We start from the raw sequence: 17,518 nt of genomic DNA on the forward strand, positions 1-17,518 counted from the left end.
GTTACACACTTCTGCGTACATTTCTATCTCCGGTCATACTCCATCAAAAAGCTGAGTGGAATTTCACTCACCTCCTGATAGGTCTTCTCATAATACCCAACATCCAGAGGAAAGTCTGCACAATCCTCCACGGTCTCCACAGTAATGGCCAGTTTTTCATAATTTTCGGAATAATAGTTTACGGAATTCCCCCCATCCAGCACAGATGCTGCCTCCTCCCGCTTTTTCCCAATGGCGTAGTTTGAGATCTGTTGAAATTTTTTGGCCATATGTTTGCCTCTGCGATTATAGAAGAACGGCATCGCACTCCGGTAATAGTAGATAATCCTGCCCCTGGAGTGAAAATCAATGTAGCCTACTGAGTCTGGATTTCCTGCAAATATATCAATCAATGCCTTAGTCTCATTTTCGCTGGCAGATTCCCTCATATTTCCTCTGGAGGTGTAGGATCTGCATGGAAAGTTCCGGTTGATATCAATTCCCCTTGCATTGTATTTCCAGGTCTCATGGGGGATTTCCTTCATTCTCATAGTGTGGCGCAGAACCGGGTTGCGGATTGACTCAAAACCCCAGAGCGCAATCTCATACCCGTCGGGATTGGCAACAGGAAGAAAATAAATACTGTACTTGTTCAAAATCCTGGCCGCCTCATCCTGCTCCCCTGCCTTTTTCCGTCTTTCGCAGTAGTCTTCAGCCATGCGCAGAAGCAGAACCGGATTGATACTCTCTCTCCCGTGAATACCCCCGCTCAAAATCAGGCACTTCTCTGAACTTCCAAGAACCAGTCCGGGAATCTCCCGCTCATCGTGGCTGATGCCTGCACATTGCAGGCTTAAATACTCAGGGTACTTCCCCGCCAGTTCCTCCATCCGTTTCACCAGTTCCTCATAAGTATACATATGCCCCAATTCAATCATAAAAAGTCCCCTCCATCCGATTAGCTTTCTTCTAATCTTATGGAGGGGTTCTTCTGTTTATGAGCGTATCTGCCCGTTTCCGTAGATAATGTATTTTGTTGTAGTCAGTGCTGTGAGTCCCATAGGCCCTCTTGCGTGAAGCTTCTGGGTACTGATCCCGATTTCAGCTCCAAACCCAAACTCAAATCCATCCGTAAAACGGGTAGAGGCGTTTACATACACTGCCGCAGCATCCACCTCATCCAGAAATCTCTGGGCATTTGTGTAGCTCTCCGTAACGATTGTCTCAGAGTGTCCGGTATTATAACGGTTAATATGCGCGACCGCCTCATCCAGGGAGTACACTGTTTTGATAGAGAGAATGTAATCCAGATACTCTCTTCCCCAGTCCTCATCCGAGGCCTCCGGGATATCTGGCAGAATCTTTCTGGCCGGTCCGTCCCCTCTGAGCTCCACCTGTTTTTCATCCAGGCGCTTTTTCATAGCCGGAAGCAGGCGCTGTGCGATCTCGCTATGTACCACCAGGGACTCACAGGCATTGCACACACCGATTCTCTGGGTCTTGGCGTTGAAGATGATGTCCACGGCCATATCCAGGTTAGCAGAGGCATCCACATAGATATGACAGTTTCCGGTCCCGGTCTCAATCACAGGTATGGTGCTGTTGTTCACCACCGCTTTGATCAGCCCTGCCCCGCCCCTGGGGATCAGTACATCCACATAGTCGTTCATCTTCATAAAGGCAGTGGTGGTCTCCCGATCTGTGCTCTCGATCAGCTGGATGGCGTCTCCCGGTATGCCCTCAGAAACCAGTGCCTCCCTGATCACCTCTACAACCGCCCTGTTGGAGTGGATGGCATCACTGCCGCCTTTTAAGATGACAGCGTTTCCGGTCTTAAAGCAGAGACCAAAGGCATCTGCTGTCACATTTGGGCGGGCCTCATAGATGATACCCACCACGCCTAAGGGCACTCTCTTCTGCCCGATCAACAGTCCGTTGGGGCGTTTTTTCATGGATATCACTTCCCCTACGGGGTCATCCAGGGCAGCCAGTTGAGTAAGCCCCTCAGCCATTCCCTCAATGCGCGCTTCACTCAAAAGCAAACGGTCTACCAGGCCCGGATTCATGTGGTTGGCCTTAGCCGTCTCAATATCCGCCGCATTCGCTTTCAGAATATCGCGGCCCTTTTCCACCAGAAGTTTGGCAGCTCGCTCCAGTCCTCTGTTTTTCTGTTCAACACCCATATTTCTCAGTGCCGGTTCCACCTGTCTTGCCCTCTCTCCAATCTCAGTCAATGTCAGCATAGCATCTCCTCCTTTTCCCTTTTACTGGCTGATTACTCTCTTTTCTGTGATGATCATCTGCGGAAAAATGTCGTACGTTTCAGCAGGAACTCTCTCCACAATCTGAAATTCAAATGCAGGTGAGATGGTCCTATGTTCCCTATGTATCTCCAGATAGCGGTCGTAAAAGCCCCCGCCGTAGCCGCACCGGTGCCGGTCAAGATCAAAGGCCACTCCTGGTACAATCATCAATGCCCGCTCCTCTTTGGCCTCCAAAAGGCCCTCTATAGGTTCCGGTATGTGAAAATAACCTGATGCAAGGTCTTCATAGGAATTGATATAAAAGAAACGCAGTTCCTTTCCAAAAACCTTTGGCACAGCTATGGGCTTCCCAGTTTCCCAGCAGGCTCTAAGAAGCGGTTCCATTCCCACTTCGCCTTTGCAGTCCATATATGCATAGACACAGGCGGCCATTGCGAACGTCTCGTCCTCCATGATTCTTTTACAGATCAAACTGCTGTTGTGCAGACGTTCAGACTCGCTCATCTTCTTTCTGGCTGCAAAGATTTGTTCTCTAATGGCCTTTTTTTCCATATTTTTCACCTAGATTTGTTATGCTTCCGTCGTTTTCACGGATATCGATATTGTTCAGCTGTCCCCGCAGATTCATACGCACCGCTTCAATATACTCTCTGCGCAGGTCTGCCTGCTCCGCTCTCTCAGCCTCGGTCAGGCCCTCCGCTTTGGACTTTCTGGCCAGCTCGTTGATTCTCTTCAGTTTATCCTCGTTCATTTCCCGCTCCTTATAACATATTCTCCAGATAGTCTATCAGATAAAATTCCCTCCTGGGATTGCTCACAAACAGGGTCCCGTGATCTCTTCCCTGCATGATCTTATGTATGACGTGGAAATCCTCGCCGTTGGCGATGACCATGTCCACACCGGCTGCTCCAGCCAGCTTGGCTGCCTCCAACTTGGAGGCCATCCCTCCGGTTCCCACATTGCTCCCCGAGCTGTCTTTTCCCATGCCCAGCAGTTTCTCATCCAGTTCCTCCACCACGTCGATAAACTTAGCATTTGGGTTTTGGTTCGGATCATCTGTGTACAGCCCGTCAATGTCTGAGAGCAGAATCAGCAGATCCGCTTCCACCAAGGCAGCCACAATGGCGGACAAGGTGTCATTGTCCCCAAAGTGAATCTCATAGGTGGCAATGGTATCGTTCTCATTGACAATGGGAATCGCACCCATGCGCAGCAGCTCATGGAAGGTGTTCAGAGTATTGTGCCTGTTTAAGTTGTCCAGCACAGTATTTTTGGTCATCAAAATCTGGGCAGCCAGTTGATTGTACTCCATAAACAGCTTCTGATAGATCATCATCAGCCTTGCCTGCCCAATCGCTGCACAGGCCTGCTTTTCCTCAATACGGACAGGACGCTCTGCAAGCATTGCCGCCTTCCTGCCCACGGCAATCGCACCGGAAGACACCACAATCACTTCTTTCCCCATATTGCGGATGTCGCTCACCTCCCGCACCAATATCTCCAGCTTTGTCAGATTTAAGGCCCCGGTCTCCTCATGGATCAGTGAGGAGGAGCCTATCTTGATAACAATCCTTTTTTTATCCTTCAGTCTATCCCTTAAATTCATAGCTTCCTCCGTATATGCATGTTCGATTTCTATCTTACACCATTTTACGGAAATCGTCTAACCTTTTTTTCCCTGTACTAGTACAGCGAATACTAAGTTTCCGATACATTGACGCAGGATGATTGCTTCATACTAGCTGCTGTAGTTTTCCAGAAAATTATAGAGCTCATGGTCATCCGCAAGCCCTTTTCCCCTCTCTATCTCCTCCTGGAGCCTCTCTGGCAGCTGTTTGACGGAAATAGAGGTGGTTTCGTAGAGTGTCACTTTGTCGTCTAAATACACACTCACATACCCGTTCTCCTCCACCAGATAATACTGATAAACCCTCTCATCCTGACTGCCTGAAACTGTCTTTGTCTGAATCTGTTCTGTGCTCTGTTCCACCTGTGCCTTTGGTTCCTCGATCATAAATTGGTAGCTGGCCCAGTACGCTGCACACATCATCACCGTACACGCCAATATACCGATGCCGTATCTTTTGGTCACGATCATCACTCCTTTTAGATACAGTATCGGTATATTCTCTATTTTTTATTCACTTTTTTTCAAATACGCCCTGGCGTATTTGCGGCGAAGGCGTTGTCTTCTTTCAAGATAAAATCCTGCACTTTCTCAGCACTGCCACGATCAGCCCTCCTTTGGGAAGACCATAGATTTCCCGCTCCGTAATACCGCGCAGTTTCACCAGCACCACTGCATAGACAACCACGCCAGTCAGCACAGCCACCAGTGTGGAGACGGCATTCCCGGCGAATAGGTGGAAAAGACGGTAAACACCGTACGCAGCCAGCCCCATAACCCCGGAGGTCAGGACCGGAATGATAAAGGTGCGTTTCAATTCCTGCCTGTAGTGCAGCTTCTTTCTAATCACCCATGCATTCAGCAGGCAGATGACCAATGCAAAAAATATGTTTGCGTAAACCACACCGTATATGTTCAGCTTAAACTGGCTCAGCATCAGAATCAGCACGATGAGATGCAGCCCCAGTGCGATGGCAGAGTTTATCAAAGGTGCTTTCATCTCGCCAAGCCCCTGCAATATCCCGGTGGTCAGCGTGGACAGTGCAAACAGTACGATCATCAGGGCGCCTGATTGCATAATGCCTGCCGTCAACTGCTGTGCATCACCAAAAATCAGCTGCATGATCGGAGATGCCAAAGCTGCCAGACCCACAGCGCAGGGTATGGTAAAGACCATTGTGTAGCGAATAGAATCCCTCACCTTGATTCCTGCCCCCCGCATATCCCCGTCAGCCATAGAGGCCGTCAGGCTGGGCACCACAGAGGGAGCCAGGCAGGAGGCGATGGACAGGGGCACATTCATCAGCACCTTGAATTTGCCCACGAAGACACCCCAGATGGTACTGTACTCCTGCTCCGAAAAGCCCTGGCCGGACAATATGGTGCTGAAGATCCCCTGGTCAATGATTGTACTGATATTGTATACCACTGTGCTGAGCACAATAGGAAGTATCGTCAGTATCAGTGCCCGGTAGATGGTCCTGTCAGATTCCAGGCGTTTTGTCTGATCCCGTCGCATCTGCCGCCGGAAGGTTGCGCGGTATGTCCAGTAGATGAACATAACAAACAGCAGCGCCACCGTGACGCTCACCACCGTACCCAGAGTTCCCCCCGCTGCGCCAAGTGCAGGTCCTAAAGACTCATTTCCCTTCTCCTTGGCCAGTTGGGTTCCATAGCTGAGCAGCATCCCTGCGCACACCAGGGACACCACTGCATTTACCACCTGTTCGATGACCTGAGACACTGCTGTGGGTACCATAGTCTCATGTCCCTGGAAGAATCCCCGGAACACTCCCACAACTGCAAAGATAAAGATGGCCGGCGACAGAACGCGCAGTGCATAGGAAGCCATCTCAAACTTCATTCCCTTGGTAATAACTCCAGCCAGGAGAAAAGTTAAAAGAGACATAGCTCCGCCGACAACGACGCCAAACTTGATCGCACAGATAAATACCTTATGGGCATTCTTCTTCTGCCCTATATGCAGTCTCTCCGAGACCAGCTTCGATACCGCCAGCGGAAGACTGAAAGAGGATACCATCAATATAATTGAATAGATCTCATTTGCAGTAGAGTAGTATGCGTTTCCCTGATCCCCCAAAATATTGGTCAGAGGGATGCGGTAAAGCATACCGATAACTCGGGCAATAAAAGACGCAATTACCAGGATCGTCCCCTGCACTAAATAATTGTTTTTTTTGCTCTTGTTTCCCACAATATACCTCATTCATTCCGGGTATCATGGACTATTCAATAACGATATCTTCCTCATAAGTATCCTGAATAATACATACCCAAGTTTTTCCCTGATTTAATACAATCTCATTTCCGCTGGCATCATAGTATCTGGCCGGAGAATCCTCGCTCTCACGCTTCCAGGTACATTTTTCATAGGTGCCGTTGGTAAAATAATACGCATCTCCTCCGGACATGGTATTGATATTCAGATAACCGTGGTCATCATAGTTTTCCCACTCAGAGATCTGAAAAATAATGTTTGTGTAAGCCAGCTGATCTCCGGTGAGCTGGTCGATCTGGGCATCCCCGTACTGGTAACGGTAATATTTTCCATCCCGAAACTCAAACCAGGGTTTGTTTACCTGGTATCCCGGGTAAATCTTTTCCGCCTTTCCCTCTGCTAAGGAAACCGTATCCCCGTCGGAGGTAAACTTAAACTTGCCCTCAAATCCGTCCTCATGGGTTCTGCGGTATCCCAGTTTATTACAGGCATCATCCAACTTGGAACCGCTTGTATAGCAGTTGTGAGGAGCCGGCCTGTCTGATGTGCGGTAGAAAATATCCTCCCCTGCATATCCATAGATCCTTCCCGCTCCCTCCTGGGATTCCAGGCCGCTGATATTGTTCACTTTATCAGAGTTCAACAGCTCCACCGCATAGACAGCCTGTCCGTAATGCGTGTAGATGGCGTCAAACTCCATGGCATACATGGGGTAATAGGTACGGCAGCTGCGCACAGATCCGATCTTCTCCATTCCCTCCACACTGTCAAACAGGGCCATCAGCCGTGTGAGAGCGCCTTCCACAGGAGCTTCATAGACTACTCCCGCCTCCTCAATACCAGCCTGAGGGCAAGCGTTGATGATATTGTTCATCATCACTGCAAATGGCCGTCTATTGTGCAGCTCCTCCCCCACCGCCTCTCCGGTGAGAAAACTCCGGTCGCTTCCCACACCGGCTTCCTGGGCTTCTTCCGTTGCCGGTTCCACTGCAGTCACAGTCTGGGGCTCTGTCTGAGCCTCTGTTGCTGCAGGGGTGACAGCCTCTGTCTCAGCCTCTTTTTTACATCCCGCCAGCATGGCTGTCACTGCTATCATCAGTATCGCAATCTTTAATCTCTTCATGTTTTTCCTCTCTCTTTATCTTTTTATTTCCAGCTGCTCTAAAATCTCAGCCTGTCTGCGCTCCATCTGCTGTGCTTCCTCCGGCTTCACATGGTCATAGCCCATTAGGTGCAGCATACTGTGTGCCACCAAAAAGGCAAACTCCCTCTGGGGCGAATGGCCATATGCTTTGGCCTGTTCCAGCACCTTATCCTTGGATATTACAATATCCCCCAGCATCAGTTCACCGGTCTCAGGGTGAAAGCAGTCCGCCTCATTCTCCTCCGCCTCCGAAAAATCGGCCGGAACCCGGTAATGAATCAGAGGGAAAGAGAGCACATCTGTGGCCCTGTCTATTTGACGGAACTGGGAATTCATACGCCGCATCTCCTCATCGGAGGTGAGCAGCAGATTTACCTCCGCCTCATAGGGACAGTTCTCGTACTCCAGGCTGTGTTTTGCCACACGTTCCGCCACTTCCTTTGACTTAAAGGGGAGTTCCAGCGGATATTCATCTTCAAAGTTCAGCGTCATGGTTTCCTCCTTCTGGGCCGTTCCGGCTTTTCTGCCTTTTTCTCGAATTCCTCATAGGCCTTCACGATCTTCTGAACCAGGGGATGGCGGACTACATCCTTGCTGGTAAGGTTACAGAACGCCACTTCATCCACTCTTTTCAGAACACGAACTGCGATCTCCAGTCCGGATTTGGCCGATGCCGGAAGATCCTTCTGTGTCAGGTCGCCGGTTATAATCACTTTTGACCCAAAACCAATGCGCGTGAGAAACATTTTCATCTGCGCTGGAGTAGTATTCTGGGCTTCATCCAGAATAATAAAGGCATTGTCCAAGGTCCTTCCCCTCATGTACGCAAGGGGAGCGACCTCAATCAATCCCTTCTCCATATTCTTTTGGAAACTTTCAGGCCCCATAATCTGATAAAGGGCATCATAAAGAGGCCTGAGGTAAGGGTCCACCTTACTCTGCAGGTCTCCCGGCAGAAACCCTAATTTTTCTCCCGCCTCAATGGCCGGTCTGGTCAGGATAATGCGGCTGACCTGGTCTGTTTTAAACGCCTGGATAGCCATGGCCATGGCCAGGTAGGTCTTCCCGGTTCCCGCCGGGCCGATACCGAACACAATCATCCGCTCCCGAATGGCGTCCACATACTGCTTCTGCCCAAGCGTCTTGGGCTTAATCGGCTTCCCGTTGATTGTGTGGCAGATGCACTCTTTGTCGATCTCCACAATGGACGCCTCTTTATCCTCAAAGGAAAGGGAAATGGCATAATCCACATTCTGTGCATTGATGATATTTCCCCTTTTCGACAGCTCCACCAACTGCATGAACACGCTCTTCGCCTTGTTCGCCGCCGCTTCACTGCCAATAATCTTCAGTTCTCCGTTTCTCGCTATCAATGTTACATTTAATGTCTTCTCAATCTTCTTTATATTTTCATCAAATTGTCCAAAGACATTTTTTTCGTGTTCCACCGGCACCGATGTAATCGTCTCAATGATGCTCATTCGCCTATAGTCCTTTCCACTCGTTTTCCGGCCTTTTCGATTACGATGATATCCCCAACCGCTCTGCAATTTTTTCCGTCTGTTTCTATTTTAACATTATTTTCAAATATTTGAACCCCTTTTTCTTGTATTTTTTGAAGAAATTTATCCAAATTCTCCTGGGCTTTTTGTGCAGCCTCCTCTTTTGTGTATATTTTCTCAATGTTTTCGTACTCCCGGTTCTCAATTTTCCCCCAGGAAATCGGCAGGTAAAAATTTTCGGTGAGCTTTAGCGGATGCTCCTGGCGTACCACGTCATAGGCGTCATAGGGGATATGCTTTCTGGCAAAGGAAAAAGTCTTTCCGAAGATCTCCAGATAATAACCCAGCTTTTTCTGCCCGCTGTACTGCTTTTCCTGATATTTCATAGGAAACACATGCTTATAGCGGTACCTGGTCTGCACATAGATATCTGCGTCCGCAGCACAATACTGATAGCTGGCCACTTCTCCACTGTCGTCTATGATCTCCAACTGACCAATTACCAGAGGATCTCCCTTTTTTACAGTATCTCCCTCTTTTACCTGGGGAATACCGGAACGTGTAATGATTTTCGTAATTGTCCCATTTACATTGGAAACCAGGTCACTGGGGCCGTAATCTATCTTCTCATCCAGGGTAAGGTCCGTGTTCTCCTTCACATCAATCAGCAGCCTGGTGCCCTGTATCTTGACAGATACCCAGATAAAGTTGTCAAAAGCCTTCCGCAGGTCCGCAGCAAGCGCTTTGCAGTCAATCTTGGATTTTGGCACCCCGTGTGTAACCTGGGCCTCCCTTAAAAAGTCAAAGATCACGTCATTTGTCTGTGTCAGATTTCCCTCTATATGTATATCCCAGATAAAACCGGAGAGAAAAACCATCAGCAGGATTCCAAATAGTATCCCGCCAAAGAGCATTTTTCTTTTTCTGTGCCCGTACAAAAAAAACGGAAGACCGTACTTGTCAATAATACGGATCTTCGTGCCGCTTTTTTTCGCCAGAGGCCTAAGCATCTTAAACCCCTGGATGGACAGGTTCATCTCATAGCCATTTTTTTCCGGAAGCAGATCCCACAGAACAATATTGTGCCTGGCGCACATGTTTAAAAAGCGTTCGTAAGAGCTGCCCGTCACGCGTATGCGCACATAACCCTTTGAATACTGAAGAAGTTGTTTTACCAAACAGACACCTCCGTCTACAGATAGCTTATCTGTTCGATGTGCCCGGTCACTTTCATCTCTTCTCCTGTGTAGTAGGAAATATACAGGTGCTTTCCCTGTATTTCCAGCTTGCAATTTTTCGTCTGCAGCATCAGCCGGGAGCTGGTATATTCGATTATTCCCTTATAATTCTCTACGCACACTTCCTCCTGCCCCGTCATAGTTACCAGTACGGCTCCATCCGCCAAATCCTCCGGGATCTGGGCTGCTGCGGAAAGCTTGTGGTAAAGTGATTTCTTTTTCGAACTCATATACTATCATCGCCTTTTATTACACAGTATATGAAAGCCTAATCCTTTCTATGAAAAAAAATCATTCCGAACCATTGAATGGTCCGGCTGTCGTAAAAGTATTCCATTTTCAAAAGCTCCGAAGCGCCGGTCACCAGAATTCCGTGGCTCTCGATACAGGGCAGCATTCTGTCCGGATGGCGGCAGGGGGCTTTGGGGTACGTACAGGTCTCACAGATTGCGCAGGAGTCTGAGGAGAGTGCAAAGAGTTCCTCCCCAGCCTGCGCCATCCGGTCCATTACCGCATGGGTAACTGCCTCATGCTCTTTTCTCGTCTTCAGGGATTCCTGAAGGTCAGCGGCGTCCTCCACCTCCGCCAAGGTGGTGAACACCAGCACATGAGAGTATCGGAGACATTTTTGGCGGCACTCCTCCACAGTCCCCACCCCTGGGGGGCAGGACCAGGAAGTGCCGTAACGCTCACATTCCTGGCGGCAGATGCAGCGCACCTCCTCCTTAAATGTAATTTGATCTGTCTTAAGAAATCCATACTGAAAAATAGGAAACTCTGTCAATATTTCTTCTATCTTAGCTCTGAGCTGCTCTTCCATCCCACCCCTTCTTTCTTTGATAAACTCAGACCGTTGCTTTTACAATCTTATTTTTAGCACTGTTCCCCCGGTATCCTCTATATCCACCAGATACAAGCCTTTAAACTGCCTTCTGATCCTCTTGATTTCAACGGCAAACGGCTTCAAATCCAGATTCTTCAGGTTCTCCCATTTCTCCGGAACTTCACTGTACTTCTGACGTATCACAGCTCCCAGGATCATCCTCGCGATCTTACCTGTCAGGAAGGAGGTCGGTATCAGTATGCGCAGCGCCGGCCGGCCTGGCTCTTTTATATAGATCTTCATAGAATCTCCTACTCTACCGTCACATCCACGATGTCACCGTCCGCGCTCTCCACCTCAACAAGCTTTCCAATGACACCTCTGTCCACCAGTGCAATAATTTTCTCAAAATCCAGATCCTTCAGAGCCATGTTCCCGGACACCTCTGGGAGCTGCATCCCAATCTCATAGGCGATCTTGACCAGGGCAATGGGCAGATTGACGCGCACCCGGTCTCCCTTTTTAGAGTTAACCACCACTTTGAGCATCATTTTGTCTATATCCTTGCGTTCCTCCTCAGGGACAATCGTCACCAGTGCTTTGCTCTCTTTGGAGAACAACTCATCAATGGTCACCTGAAACAATTCCGAAATATGTGGCAGAAGCATAATGTCCGGGCAGGAGACGTCATTTTCCCATTTGGATACTGCCTGTGCCGACACCCCCAGCTCCTCCGCCACCTCATCCTGTGTCATACCTTTCACTCTTCTGAGTTCCGCCATCTTTTTTCCTAATGTCATTTCCATTTTGTAATCTCCTTTTCTTTTTGATACCTCTATTGTACCCTTCCGGCTTTCTGTCTTGAAGCGTCTGTCGGTTGTATTTCTTCCTTCAAATTCAACCACGGGGTTAGTGTTCCCTCAACCAACAGTTGAATTTGCCTTTTGGAGAGGTTTCGGTGTATAATATCTGGGAACATTTTACGTTAACAATGCAATGCAAAAGGAGAACACTATGGAACCATTTAAAGTCACACCTGTGAAAGCAGACAGCCAGATCCTGGAAATTGCAAATCTGGCTGAGGTTATCTGGCATGAACACTTTACCAAAATCATCGGTGAGGAGCAAGTAAATTACATGGTAGAAAAGTTTCAGTCCTATGCGGCTTTGAAAGAACAGCTTGCCCTGGGCTACGAATATTTTCAGCTGTTTTGGAATCAGGAGCTGGCAGGGTATGCCGGAATTCACCAGGAGGACGGTAAGCTGTTTCTCAGCAAACTTTACGTAAAGAAGGACTTCCGCGGCAACCATATCAGCACAAAGGCTCTGAATTACCTGAAGACCCTGGCACAAAGCAGAAGCTTAAGCTGTATTTGGCTCACCTGTAACCGCCACAACGATCAAAGCCTTGCTGTTTACAACCACCTGGGCTTTCACACAGTGAAAACACAGGTGGCTGACATCGGGAACGGCTATGTGATGGATGACTATGTGATGGAGCTTTCGCTTACTCTGTAAGAGATGTGGAAAGCCCCAGAAGCTCTGTTAGTTTTTCATAGGGAACCGCCGGACTGTACAGGTAGCCCTGGTACAAAAAGCACCCAAGCGATCTGAGTGTATCGCGTATCTCCTCTGTCTCCACATACTCAGCGATCACCACAAAGTCCAGACTCTTGCCCAGCTTTACAATCGAGGCTATGATTTCCTGGTTTCTGGGATTGTCAACTACCCCCTTTACCAGGCTGCCATCCAGCTTAACTGCGTAAAAGCTATTGTGCTGGAGGTATTTCAGGCTGGTGCTTCCCATGCTGAAGTCATCCACCAAGGCTCTGATGCCCAGGGACTTCAGCCTGGAAATGTGCGCCGGTATATTCTTCATCTTATCCACAGAGGATTCCTCTGTGATCTCCAGGCCAAAATGCCCCTCCACCTGATCATTTTTTGCATATCTTATCACTTTTTCAACAAACTTGGGATTGTTCATCTGCTCTGCTGTTATATTTACTGAGACATTAAACTCTCTGCCCTCTCGCAGTATCTCCCCGCAAACACTCATGGCCTGCTGCACCACACACTCTGTGAGCTGATCGAAGAATCCATCCTCCTGTGCCAAAGCCACCAGCAGCGGCGGATATACCATCTCTCCCATATATTTCCAGCGAAGAAGCGCCTCTGCCCCCACAATCCCCTGATCTGCATGTATTTGTGGCTGATAACCTAAAAGAAGCCGTCCCTCCTCCACATCAACGCGCAACTGAGCCGTTATATTCCTTGCGAGGGTTCCCAAGCTGTCGTGACGATCCAGCAAAAGTACGGTTTTTTCCTCCGCCTGCCGGCTTTTAAAATACTCTGTGAGCTCATGCAGAAGCATCTCGGCCTGGCTTTTCCGGAATCTTTCTGATAAACAGACAAACGGCGCATAGATGGCAGTCCCCACCGCCACCACAACCACCTGTACCAGAACGCCTCTGTAGGATCCGGAGGCCAGATAACCGCTGAAAAAGACAGGCGTGGTCCAGGTCACTGCCTGCTGGGCTACCGGCAGAAACCCTACCGCAGTTGCCCCATAAGCAATCAGAAGAGAACAGATGGGGGTGAGTATAAAGGGAATCATCATAATGGGATTTAGCACGATCGGCAGACCGTAAACCAGGATTTCATTGATGTTAAACAAGACGGCAGGGCCCGCGGAGCGCGCAAGCTGCCTGCTGTCCCGGCTCCTGGCAAACAGGAGTATGGCCAGGAGGAGACAGATTGCAGTTCCGCAGCCCCCGATCAGAGCAAAATTGTCCAAAAAGGATTTGGATATAGCAACATTCGCAGACACGTCATTGGGAACCAGATAAGTCTGGGCAACCTGTTCCATAGCGTTCCCCCCGTGAATACCGAACATCCATAAAAAGTTCAGCACAAACAAATATAAAACACCTACGCCTAAGCCGTCGTTTAAATCATGAAACAGTCCCACTATGGCATTGGTAATCAGATCATTTAAATTGTCAACATGACAAGCAGCCTGTATCAACAGGTTCATTCCCACAAAGATTAGAATGGTAAAAAGCACTGGATAGATTGCAGAGAGTGAGTTCCGATAATCCATACCCGAACCGGGCGAATGAAAACGATACTCTTTGGAGATCAATCTGTAGAAGTAGTAAAACAGCTTCGTGGCCGCGATTGCGCAGAACATGGCTGTAAACACTCCCACAGGCCCCAGATCTACCAGTTCCATGGAGCCGCTGGCTGCGCCAAAGCATGCAACAAAACAGACCATGGAGACTACCATGGCCATCACCTGAATAAAATGGCTTTTTTCTTTCATATTCGAGGAGTAGTAATAGCTGATGCTCATCACAAGATAGGCGGACATGAACCCCACTGTGGAATCAAACACAAAGTTCAGGATCGTTAACAGCAGCCCTCCGGCCCAGTTTTTGATAAATTCCTGAAACACCGCCACTGGAAAATTTTTCAGCAGCAGGGCAAAAGAACCTATCAGAAGAAAAGGAATCAAAAGAATGAATCCCTTTCTGATAGATGCAAATATGTAGTTGTGCTCAATTTTATATATAAACCGCATAATCTTAGCATACATGGTATCGGGTCTCCTGATCGCTGTATGGATCGTTTCCTCTTTTATTTTAAACGCAGCCATAAACTTTTTCAACTAACTTTATACATCTTTTTATTTTCTACCAGAAAAAGCAGCAGCCTCTTTAATCCATGACAGCAGTTCATCATCCAATTCTTCTGCATCTGTAATTAAAACGTGATGCGTCCAGCGATTCGGATACGGTTCTGTTGCGATTGCGATCCTTGGCGATTCCTTCTTGTGGCTTAAACCAAACGTTACAGCTATGTAGCTTGCCGGACACTCCTTCTTCTTTACTTTTGCAAAAGAGACACAGGCAAACAGATGCTTATTGTAAAATGAAATTTGGCTTTTCTGCACTTTTATCCGCACGTCCTCTATTTCTTTTACAATCCTGTTCTCAAGCTCTTCATATAAAGGCAGTGCATCCATGTGTTTATCAAAAAAGAGCAAGACTTCTTCGTTCATGGGCAGCAATCCTCCTTCGTTTCTTTCCGCATATTATATAAATATGGTTGATTGTGCATGTTCCCTATCTGGACAATATACGTTCAATCCTTTTGGAGGCCTCTGCAACCGTCAGTGTCTCCGGGTCCCAGTCCTGTGCCAGCTTCCTCTGCTTTGTCAGACGCATCAACAGATCCAGCTGTTTTTTCGTGGCCTTTGGACTCGGTTTTCCCACATATACTAAGGGAGCAGGCCTGAATACAAGAGGTTCTGTCTCCTCATAATAATGTGCCATAGTCTGGTATAATTTTGCGGTTGCCAAGGCATCGTGATAGGCTCTGTGTGCTGCCGCATTTTCGATCTGGTAGTGGTCACACAGTTCACCAAGACTCCTGGATGGGAGGTCCCTGTGAACCGCTCGGGCGATCTTCAGCGTATCAATCCCGTCTCTCACAAAAGCATACCCCAATGCTTCCGCGCCCATCTTGATAAATCCGTAATCAAAGAGGATGTTATGTCCAATCAGCACGTCATCCCTGCAGAACTCCAGGAAGTCCGGTATCACCTGGTCCCTGGTGCGTGCTGATGCAACCATGGCATCGCATATGCCGGTCAGCCCTGTGATCTTGGGCGGAATCGGACAGCTCGGCTTGATAAACTCCATGAACCGATCTACGACCTTTCCCTGGCGGACTTTCAGTGCACCAATCTCAATCACTTCATTTTCCACTGGGTCCAAACCGGTAGTTTCAACGTCAAAGGCTACGTATGATTTCAGCATCTCTCATCCCTTCCTCCTCTTTGGTATCTTGGTTTACTTGCCCTTTTGATTCTTCATCCGAATATAGATCTGCTTCTGACCAGTGCCATTGGATATCTTTTCAATCTCATAGTTGCCCAGGGACTTCACAAAGGGAGTCAATTTAGAAAACCCATAATTTCTCACGTCAAAATCGGGAAGGCGCTTTGAAAGCTGGTCCCCCAATTTTCCGGAAAACAGCCATCCCTCCTCATCAGAGAACTTGTCAATAATAGAATTGATGGTGTAACGAATGCGCCTCAGCTCCTTGTCCTTTGGAGTGCCGTCTTTCTGTTTTGACTGCGTTGCACTTGTACTGCTCTTAGTCTCCTGGCGCCTCTCAGGGGCCTCCTCCTTCTCCTCATCCTGTTGGTTGGAATACAGCAGGTCTAAATACTTAAATTGATTGCACGCGGAGATAAAAGGCTTGGGCGTCTTGCTCTCACCCATCCCAATCACCTGCATACCGGATTCCCGAAGCCTTGCAGCCAGACGGGTGAAATCACTGTCAGAGGATACGATGCAATAACCGTCCACCGTACCGGAATACAGTATATCCATTGCATCTATAATCATAGCCGAGTCCGTGGAGTTCTTGCCTGTAGTGTAGCTGTACTGCTGCATAGGTATTATGGAGTTTTCCAGCAGAACATTTTTCCAGGAAGCCAGCTGCGGGCTGGTCCAGTCCCCGTAAATCCGTTTGTAGGTGGCGATCCCGCTGTTTGCGGTCTCATCTAATATGATTTTTATGTACTTATCCGATATATTGTCTGCGTCTATCAGTATTGCAAATCTCAACTCATTGTCCATTTCTCTTCTCCTTATTGTTTCTCTCTCAAAAATACTTCCCTGTTCACACCAAAAACTGCACCAAAAACGCCGCCGCACAGGCCCCTGCCGCCACGGGCAGAAGCCCTTTTCCCTTGTAAGCCAGAAAAACTGCGGCTGCAAATCCGCAAACTGCAGAGATTCCATTCCCTGTTGCATACAGGATCGCTGGAAAGGTCATTGCTGCAAGGGTTGCAAAAGGCACATAGTATAAGAACGACTGTATATACCGGCTGCTTATCTTCTTTCGGATCAGAGTGAGCGGCAGAGCCCGGATCGCATAAGTGACCGCTGCCATCACCAATATGTACAGATAGATATTACCCTTCATAGTTCTCTTCCTCCCTTGGAAACAGCCATGCAGCTGCGCCTGCCACAATCAGTACAATCAGTATGATCTGCATTCCCGAAGATATGTTTTTCAAAACCGGCGCATAGCGCATGATACAGCTCAAACCCATAGCGCAGACTACCACGCCTGCTACGATCTTATCCCTCTTTGCCGCAGGAAGGATGACTGCGATAAACATTCCGTATATGGCGATCCCCAGCGCATTTATCACACTTTCCGGCAGTACATTCCCGCAGATCACTCCCACAAGGGTCCCCAGACCCCATCCCGGAACGGCCACAGTCATCAGTCCGTAGGAATACCAGGGACTTAGATTCCCCGGCCGAAAGGCGCTGACCCCGAAAATCTCGTCTGTGACACCGTAGGCCATAATAAAGCGGTGAACTGGCTTTGTGTCCGCTGACAGCTTCTGGGACAGGGAACAGGACATCAAAAAATATCTCAAATTGATCACAAACTGAAGAAAGGCCATCTCCAGATAGGACGCTGAGGCTGCAATGGTGTCCAAGGATGCAAACTGTCCCGCTGAGGTCAGATTGGTCACTGACATCAACACTGCCTGAAAAGCCGTCATCCCCGCGCTCCTGGCCTGAATGCCAAAGGCAAAGGATACGGCAAAATATCCGAAACAAATGGGAAGCCCGTCCCGAACTCCCCGCTGCCATTCTCTCATTCTCGAATCC

The 17,518-nt window shown here is 48.5% G+C and carries 22 protein-coding genes; 1 reads left to right on the plus strand and 21 read right to left on the minus strand.

Annotation, left to right across the window (positions count from 1 at the left end; genetic code table 11):
• Window positions 1–23: 23 nt before the first annotated feature.
• The 15 genes from AC0THY_RS14510 to AC0THY_RS14580 all read right to left on the minus strand — a co-directional run bounded on the left by AC0THY_RS14510 (window position 24) and on the right by AC0THY_RS14580 (window position 11,623).
• A complete protein-coding gene (locus AC0THY_RS14510; protein ID WP_489991316.1) occupies window positions 24–917 on the minus strand; it encodes a M14 family zinc carboxypeptidase in 894 nt (297 codons plus the stop codon).
• A gap of 57 nt (window positions 918–974) precedes the next feature.
• The gene (locus tag AC0THY_RS14515) at window positions 975–2,222 is read right to left on the minus strand and encodes a glutamate-5-semialdehyde dehydrogenase (RefSeq protein WP_489991317.1); all 1,248 of its coding nucleotides are present in this window, start codon (window positions 2,220–2,222) and stop codon (window positions 975–977) included.
• A gap of 21 nt (window positions 2,223–2,243) precedes the next feature.
• Window positions 2,244–2,795, minus strand: a complete 552-nt coding sequence (locus AC0THY_RS14520) for a 5-formyltetrahydrofolate cyclo-ligase (protein WP_489991318.1) — start codon at window positions 2,793–2,795, stop codon at window positions 2,244–2,246.
• A complete protein-coding gene (locus AC0THY_RS14525) occupies window positions 2,776–2,994 on the minus strand; it encodes a DUF896 domain-containing protein (protein WP_489991319.1) in 219 nt (72 codons plus the stop codon). Before AC0THY_RS14525 ends, AC0THY_RS14520 begins: the two co-directional genes overlap by 20 nt.
• Window positions 2,995–3,004: 10 nt before the next feature.
• Window positions 3,005–3,850 (minus strand): glutamate 5-kinase, encoded by an 846-nt coding sequence (proB, locus tag AC0THY_RS14530; RefSeq protein WP_489991320.1) that lies wholly within the window; start codon window positions 3,848–3,850, stop codon window positions 3,005–3,007.
• A gap of 132 nt (window positions 3,851–3,982) precedes the next feature.
• Window positions 3,983–4,336: a hypothetical protein gene (locus AC0THY_RS14535; protein WP_489991321.1), complete on the minus strand. Its 354-nt coding sequence runs from the start codon at window positions 4,334–4,336 to the stop codon at window positions 3,983–3,985.
• 103 nt (window positions 4,337–4,439) lie between these two features.
• Window positions 4,440–6,086 carry a putative polysaccharide biosynthesis protein gene (locus AC0THY_RS14540; RefSeq protein ID WP_489991322.1) on the minus strand — a complete coding sequence of 549 codons (1,647 nt, stop codon included), beginning with the start codon at window positions 6,084–6,086 and terminating at the stop codon, window positions 4,440–4,442.
• Between the two features lie 31 nt (window positions 6,087–6,117).
• A complete protein-coding gene (locus tag AC0THY_RS14545) occupies window positions 6,118–7,233 on the minus strand; it encodes a DUF3048 domain-containing protein (protein WP_489991323.1) in 1,116 nt (371 codons plus the stop codon).
• Window positions 7,234–7,248: 15 nt separating this feature from the next.
• Window positions 7,249–7,746 (minus strand): rRNA maturation RNase YbeY, encoded by a 498-nt coding sequence (gene ybeY, locus AC0THY_RS14550; protein WP_489991324.1) that lies wholly within the window; start codon window positions 7,744–7,746, stop codon window positions 7,249–7,251.
• The gene (locus AC0THY_RS14555) at window positions 7,743–8,735 is read right to left on the minus strand and encodes a PhoH family protein (RefSeq protein WP_489991325.1); all 993 of its coding nucleotides are present in this window, start codon (window positions 8,733–8,735) and stop codon (window positions 7,743–7,745) included. The genes ybeY and AC0THY_RS14555 overlap by 4 nt, the downstream gene beginning before the upstream one ends.
• Window positions 8,732–9,934 (minus strand): sporulation protein YqfD, encoded by a 1,203-nt coding sequence (gene yqfD / locus AC0THY_RS14560; RefSeq protein WP_489991326.1) that lies wholly within the window; start codon window positions 9,932–9,934, stop codon window positions 8,732–8,734. The genes AC0THY_RS14555 and yqfD overlap by 4 nt, the downstream gene beginning before the upstream one ends.
• A gap of 14 nt (window positions 9,935–9,948) precedes the next feature.
• A complete protein-coding gene (locus AC0THY_RS14565; protein WP_489991327.1) occupies window positions 9,949–10,224 on the minus strand; it encodes a YabP/YqfC family sporulation protein in 276 nt (91 codons plus the stop codon).
• A gap of 38 nt (window positions 10,225–10,262) precedes the next feature.
• Window positions 10,263–10,814, minus strand: coding sequence for a DUF2284 domain-containing protein (locus tag AC0THY_RS14570; protein ID WP_489991328.1), 552 nt, complete (start codon window positions 10,812–10,814; stop codon window positions 10,263–10,265).
• 39 nt (window positions 10,815–10,853) lie between these two features.
• Entirely contained in the window at window positions 10,854–11,120 is a 267-nt protein-coding gene (locus tag AC0THY_RS14575; RefSeq protein WP_489991329.1) for a hypothetical protein, read from the minus strand.
• A gap of 8 nt (window positions 11,121–11,128) precedes the next feature.
• The gene (locus AC0THY_RS14580; RefSeq protein ID WP_489991330.1) at window positions 11,129–11,623 is read right to left on the minus strand and encodes a helix-turn-helix domain-containing protein; all 495 of its coding nucleotides are present in this window, start codon (window positions 11,621–11,623) and stop codon (window positions 11,129–11,131) included.
• Between the two features lie 208 nt (window positions 11,624–11,831).
• On the opposite strand from AC0THY_RS14580, the gene AC0THY_RS14585 reads away from it, so the two are divergent.
• Complete coding sequence (locus AC0THY_RS14585; protein ID WP_489991331.1) at window positions 11,832–12,335, plus strand: GNAT family N-acetyltransferase; 504 nt, start codon at window positions 11,832–11,834, stop codon at window positions 12,333–12,335.
• Here AC0THY_RS14585 and AC0THY_RS14590 read toward each other — a convergent pair.
• The 6 genes from AC0THY_RS14590 to AC0THY_RS14615 all read right to left on the minus strand — a co-directional run bounded on the left by AC0THY_RS14590 (window position 12,325) and on the right by AC0THY_RS14615 (window position 17,508).
• A complete protein-coding gene (locus AC0THY_RS14590; RefSeq protein WP_489991332.1) occupies window positions 12,325–14,412 on the minus strand; it encodes an EAL domain-containing protein in 2,088 nt (695 codons plus the stop codon). The two genes, AC0THY_RS14585 and AC0THY_RS14590, sit on opposite strands and share 11 nt — an antisense overlap.
• A 90-nt stretch (window positions 14,413–14,502) precedes the next feature.
• Window positions 14,503–14,877, minus strand: coding sequence for a DUF5655 domain-containing protein (locus AC0THY_RS14595; protein WP_489991333.1), 375 nt, complete (start codon window positions 14,875–14,877; stop codon window positions 14,503–14,505).
• Between the two features lie 64 nt (window positions 14,878–14,941).
• Window positions 14,942–15,637: a 3'-5' exonuclease gene (locus AC0THY_RS14600; RefSeq protein WP_489991334.1), complete on the minus strand. Its 696-nt coding sequence runs from the start codon at window positions 15,635–15,637 to the stop codon at window positions 14,942–14,944.
• Window positions 15,638–15,670: 33 nt separating this feature from the next.
• Window positions 15,671–16,465: an NYN domain-containing protein gene (locus AC0THY_RS14605; protein ID WP_489991335.1), complete on the minus strand. Its 795-nt coding sequence runs from the start codon at window positions 16,463–16,465 to the stop codon at window positions 15,671–15,673.
• 43 nt (window positions 16,466–16,508) lie between these two features.
• Window positions 16,509–16,814 (minus strand): AzlD domain-containing protein, encoded by a 306-nt coding sequence (locus AC0THY_RS14610; protein WP_489991336.1) that lies wholly within the window; start codon window positions 16,812–16,814, stop codon window positions 16,509–16,511.
• A complete protein-coding gene (locus AC0THY_RS14615) occupies window positions 16,804–17,508 on the minus strand; it encodes an AzlC family ABC transporter permease (RefSeq protein ID WP_489991337.1) in 705 nt (234 codons plus the stop codon). The genes AC0THY_RS14610 and AC0THY_RS14615 overlap by 11 nt, the downstream gene beginning before the upstream one ends.
• Window positions 17,509–17,518 lie beyond the last annotated feature (10 nt).

The sequence above is a fragment of the Ruminococcus sp. 8Y-12 genome, assembly GCF_058119865.1.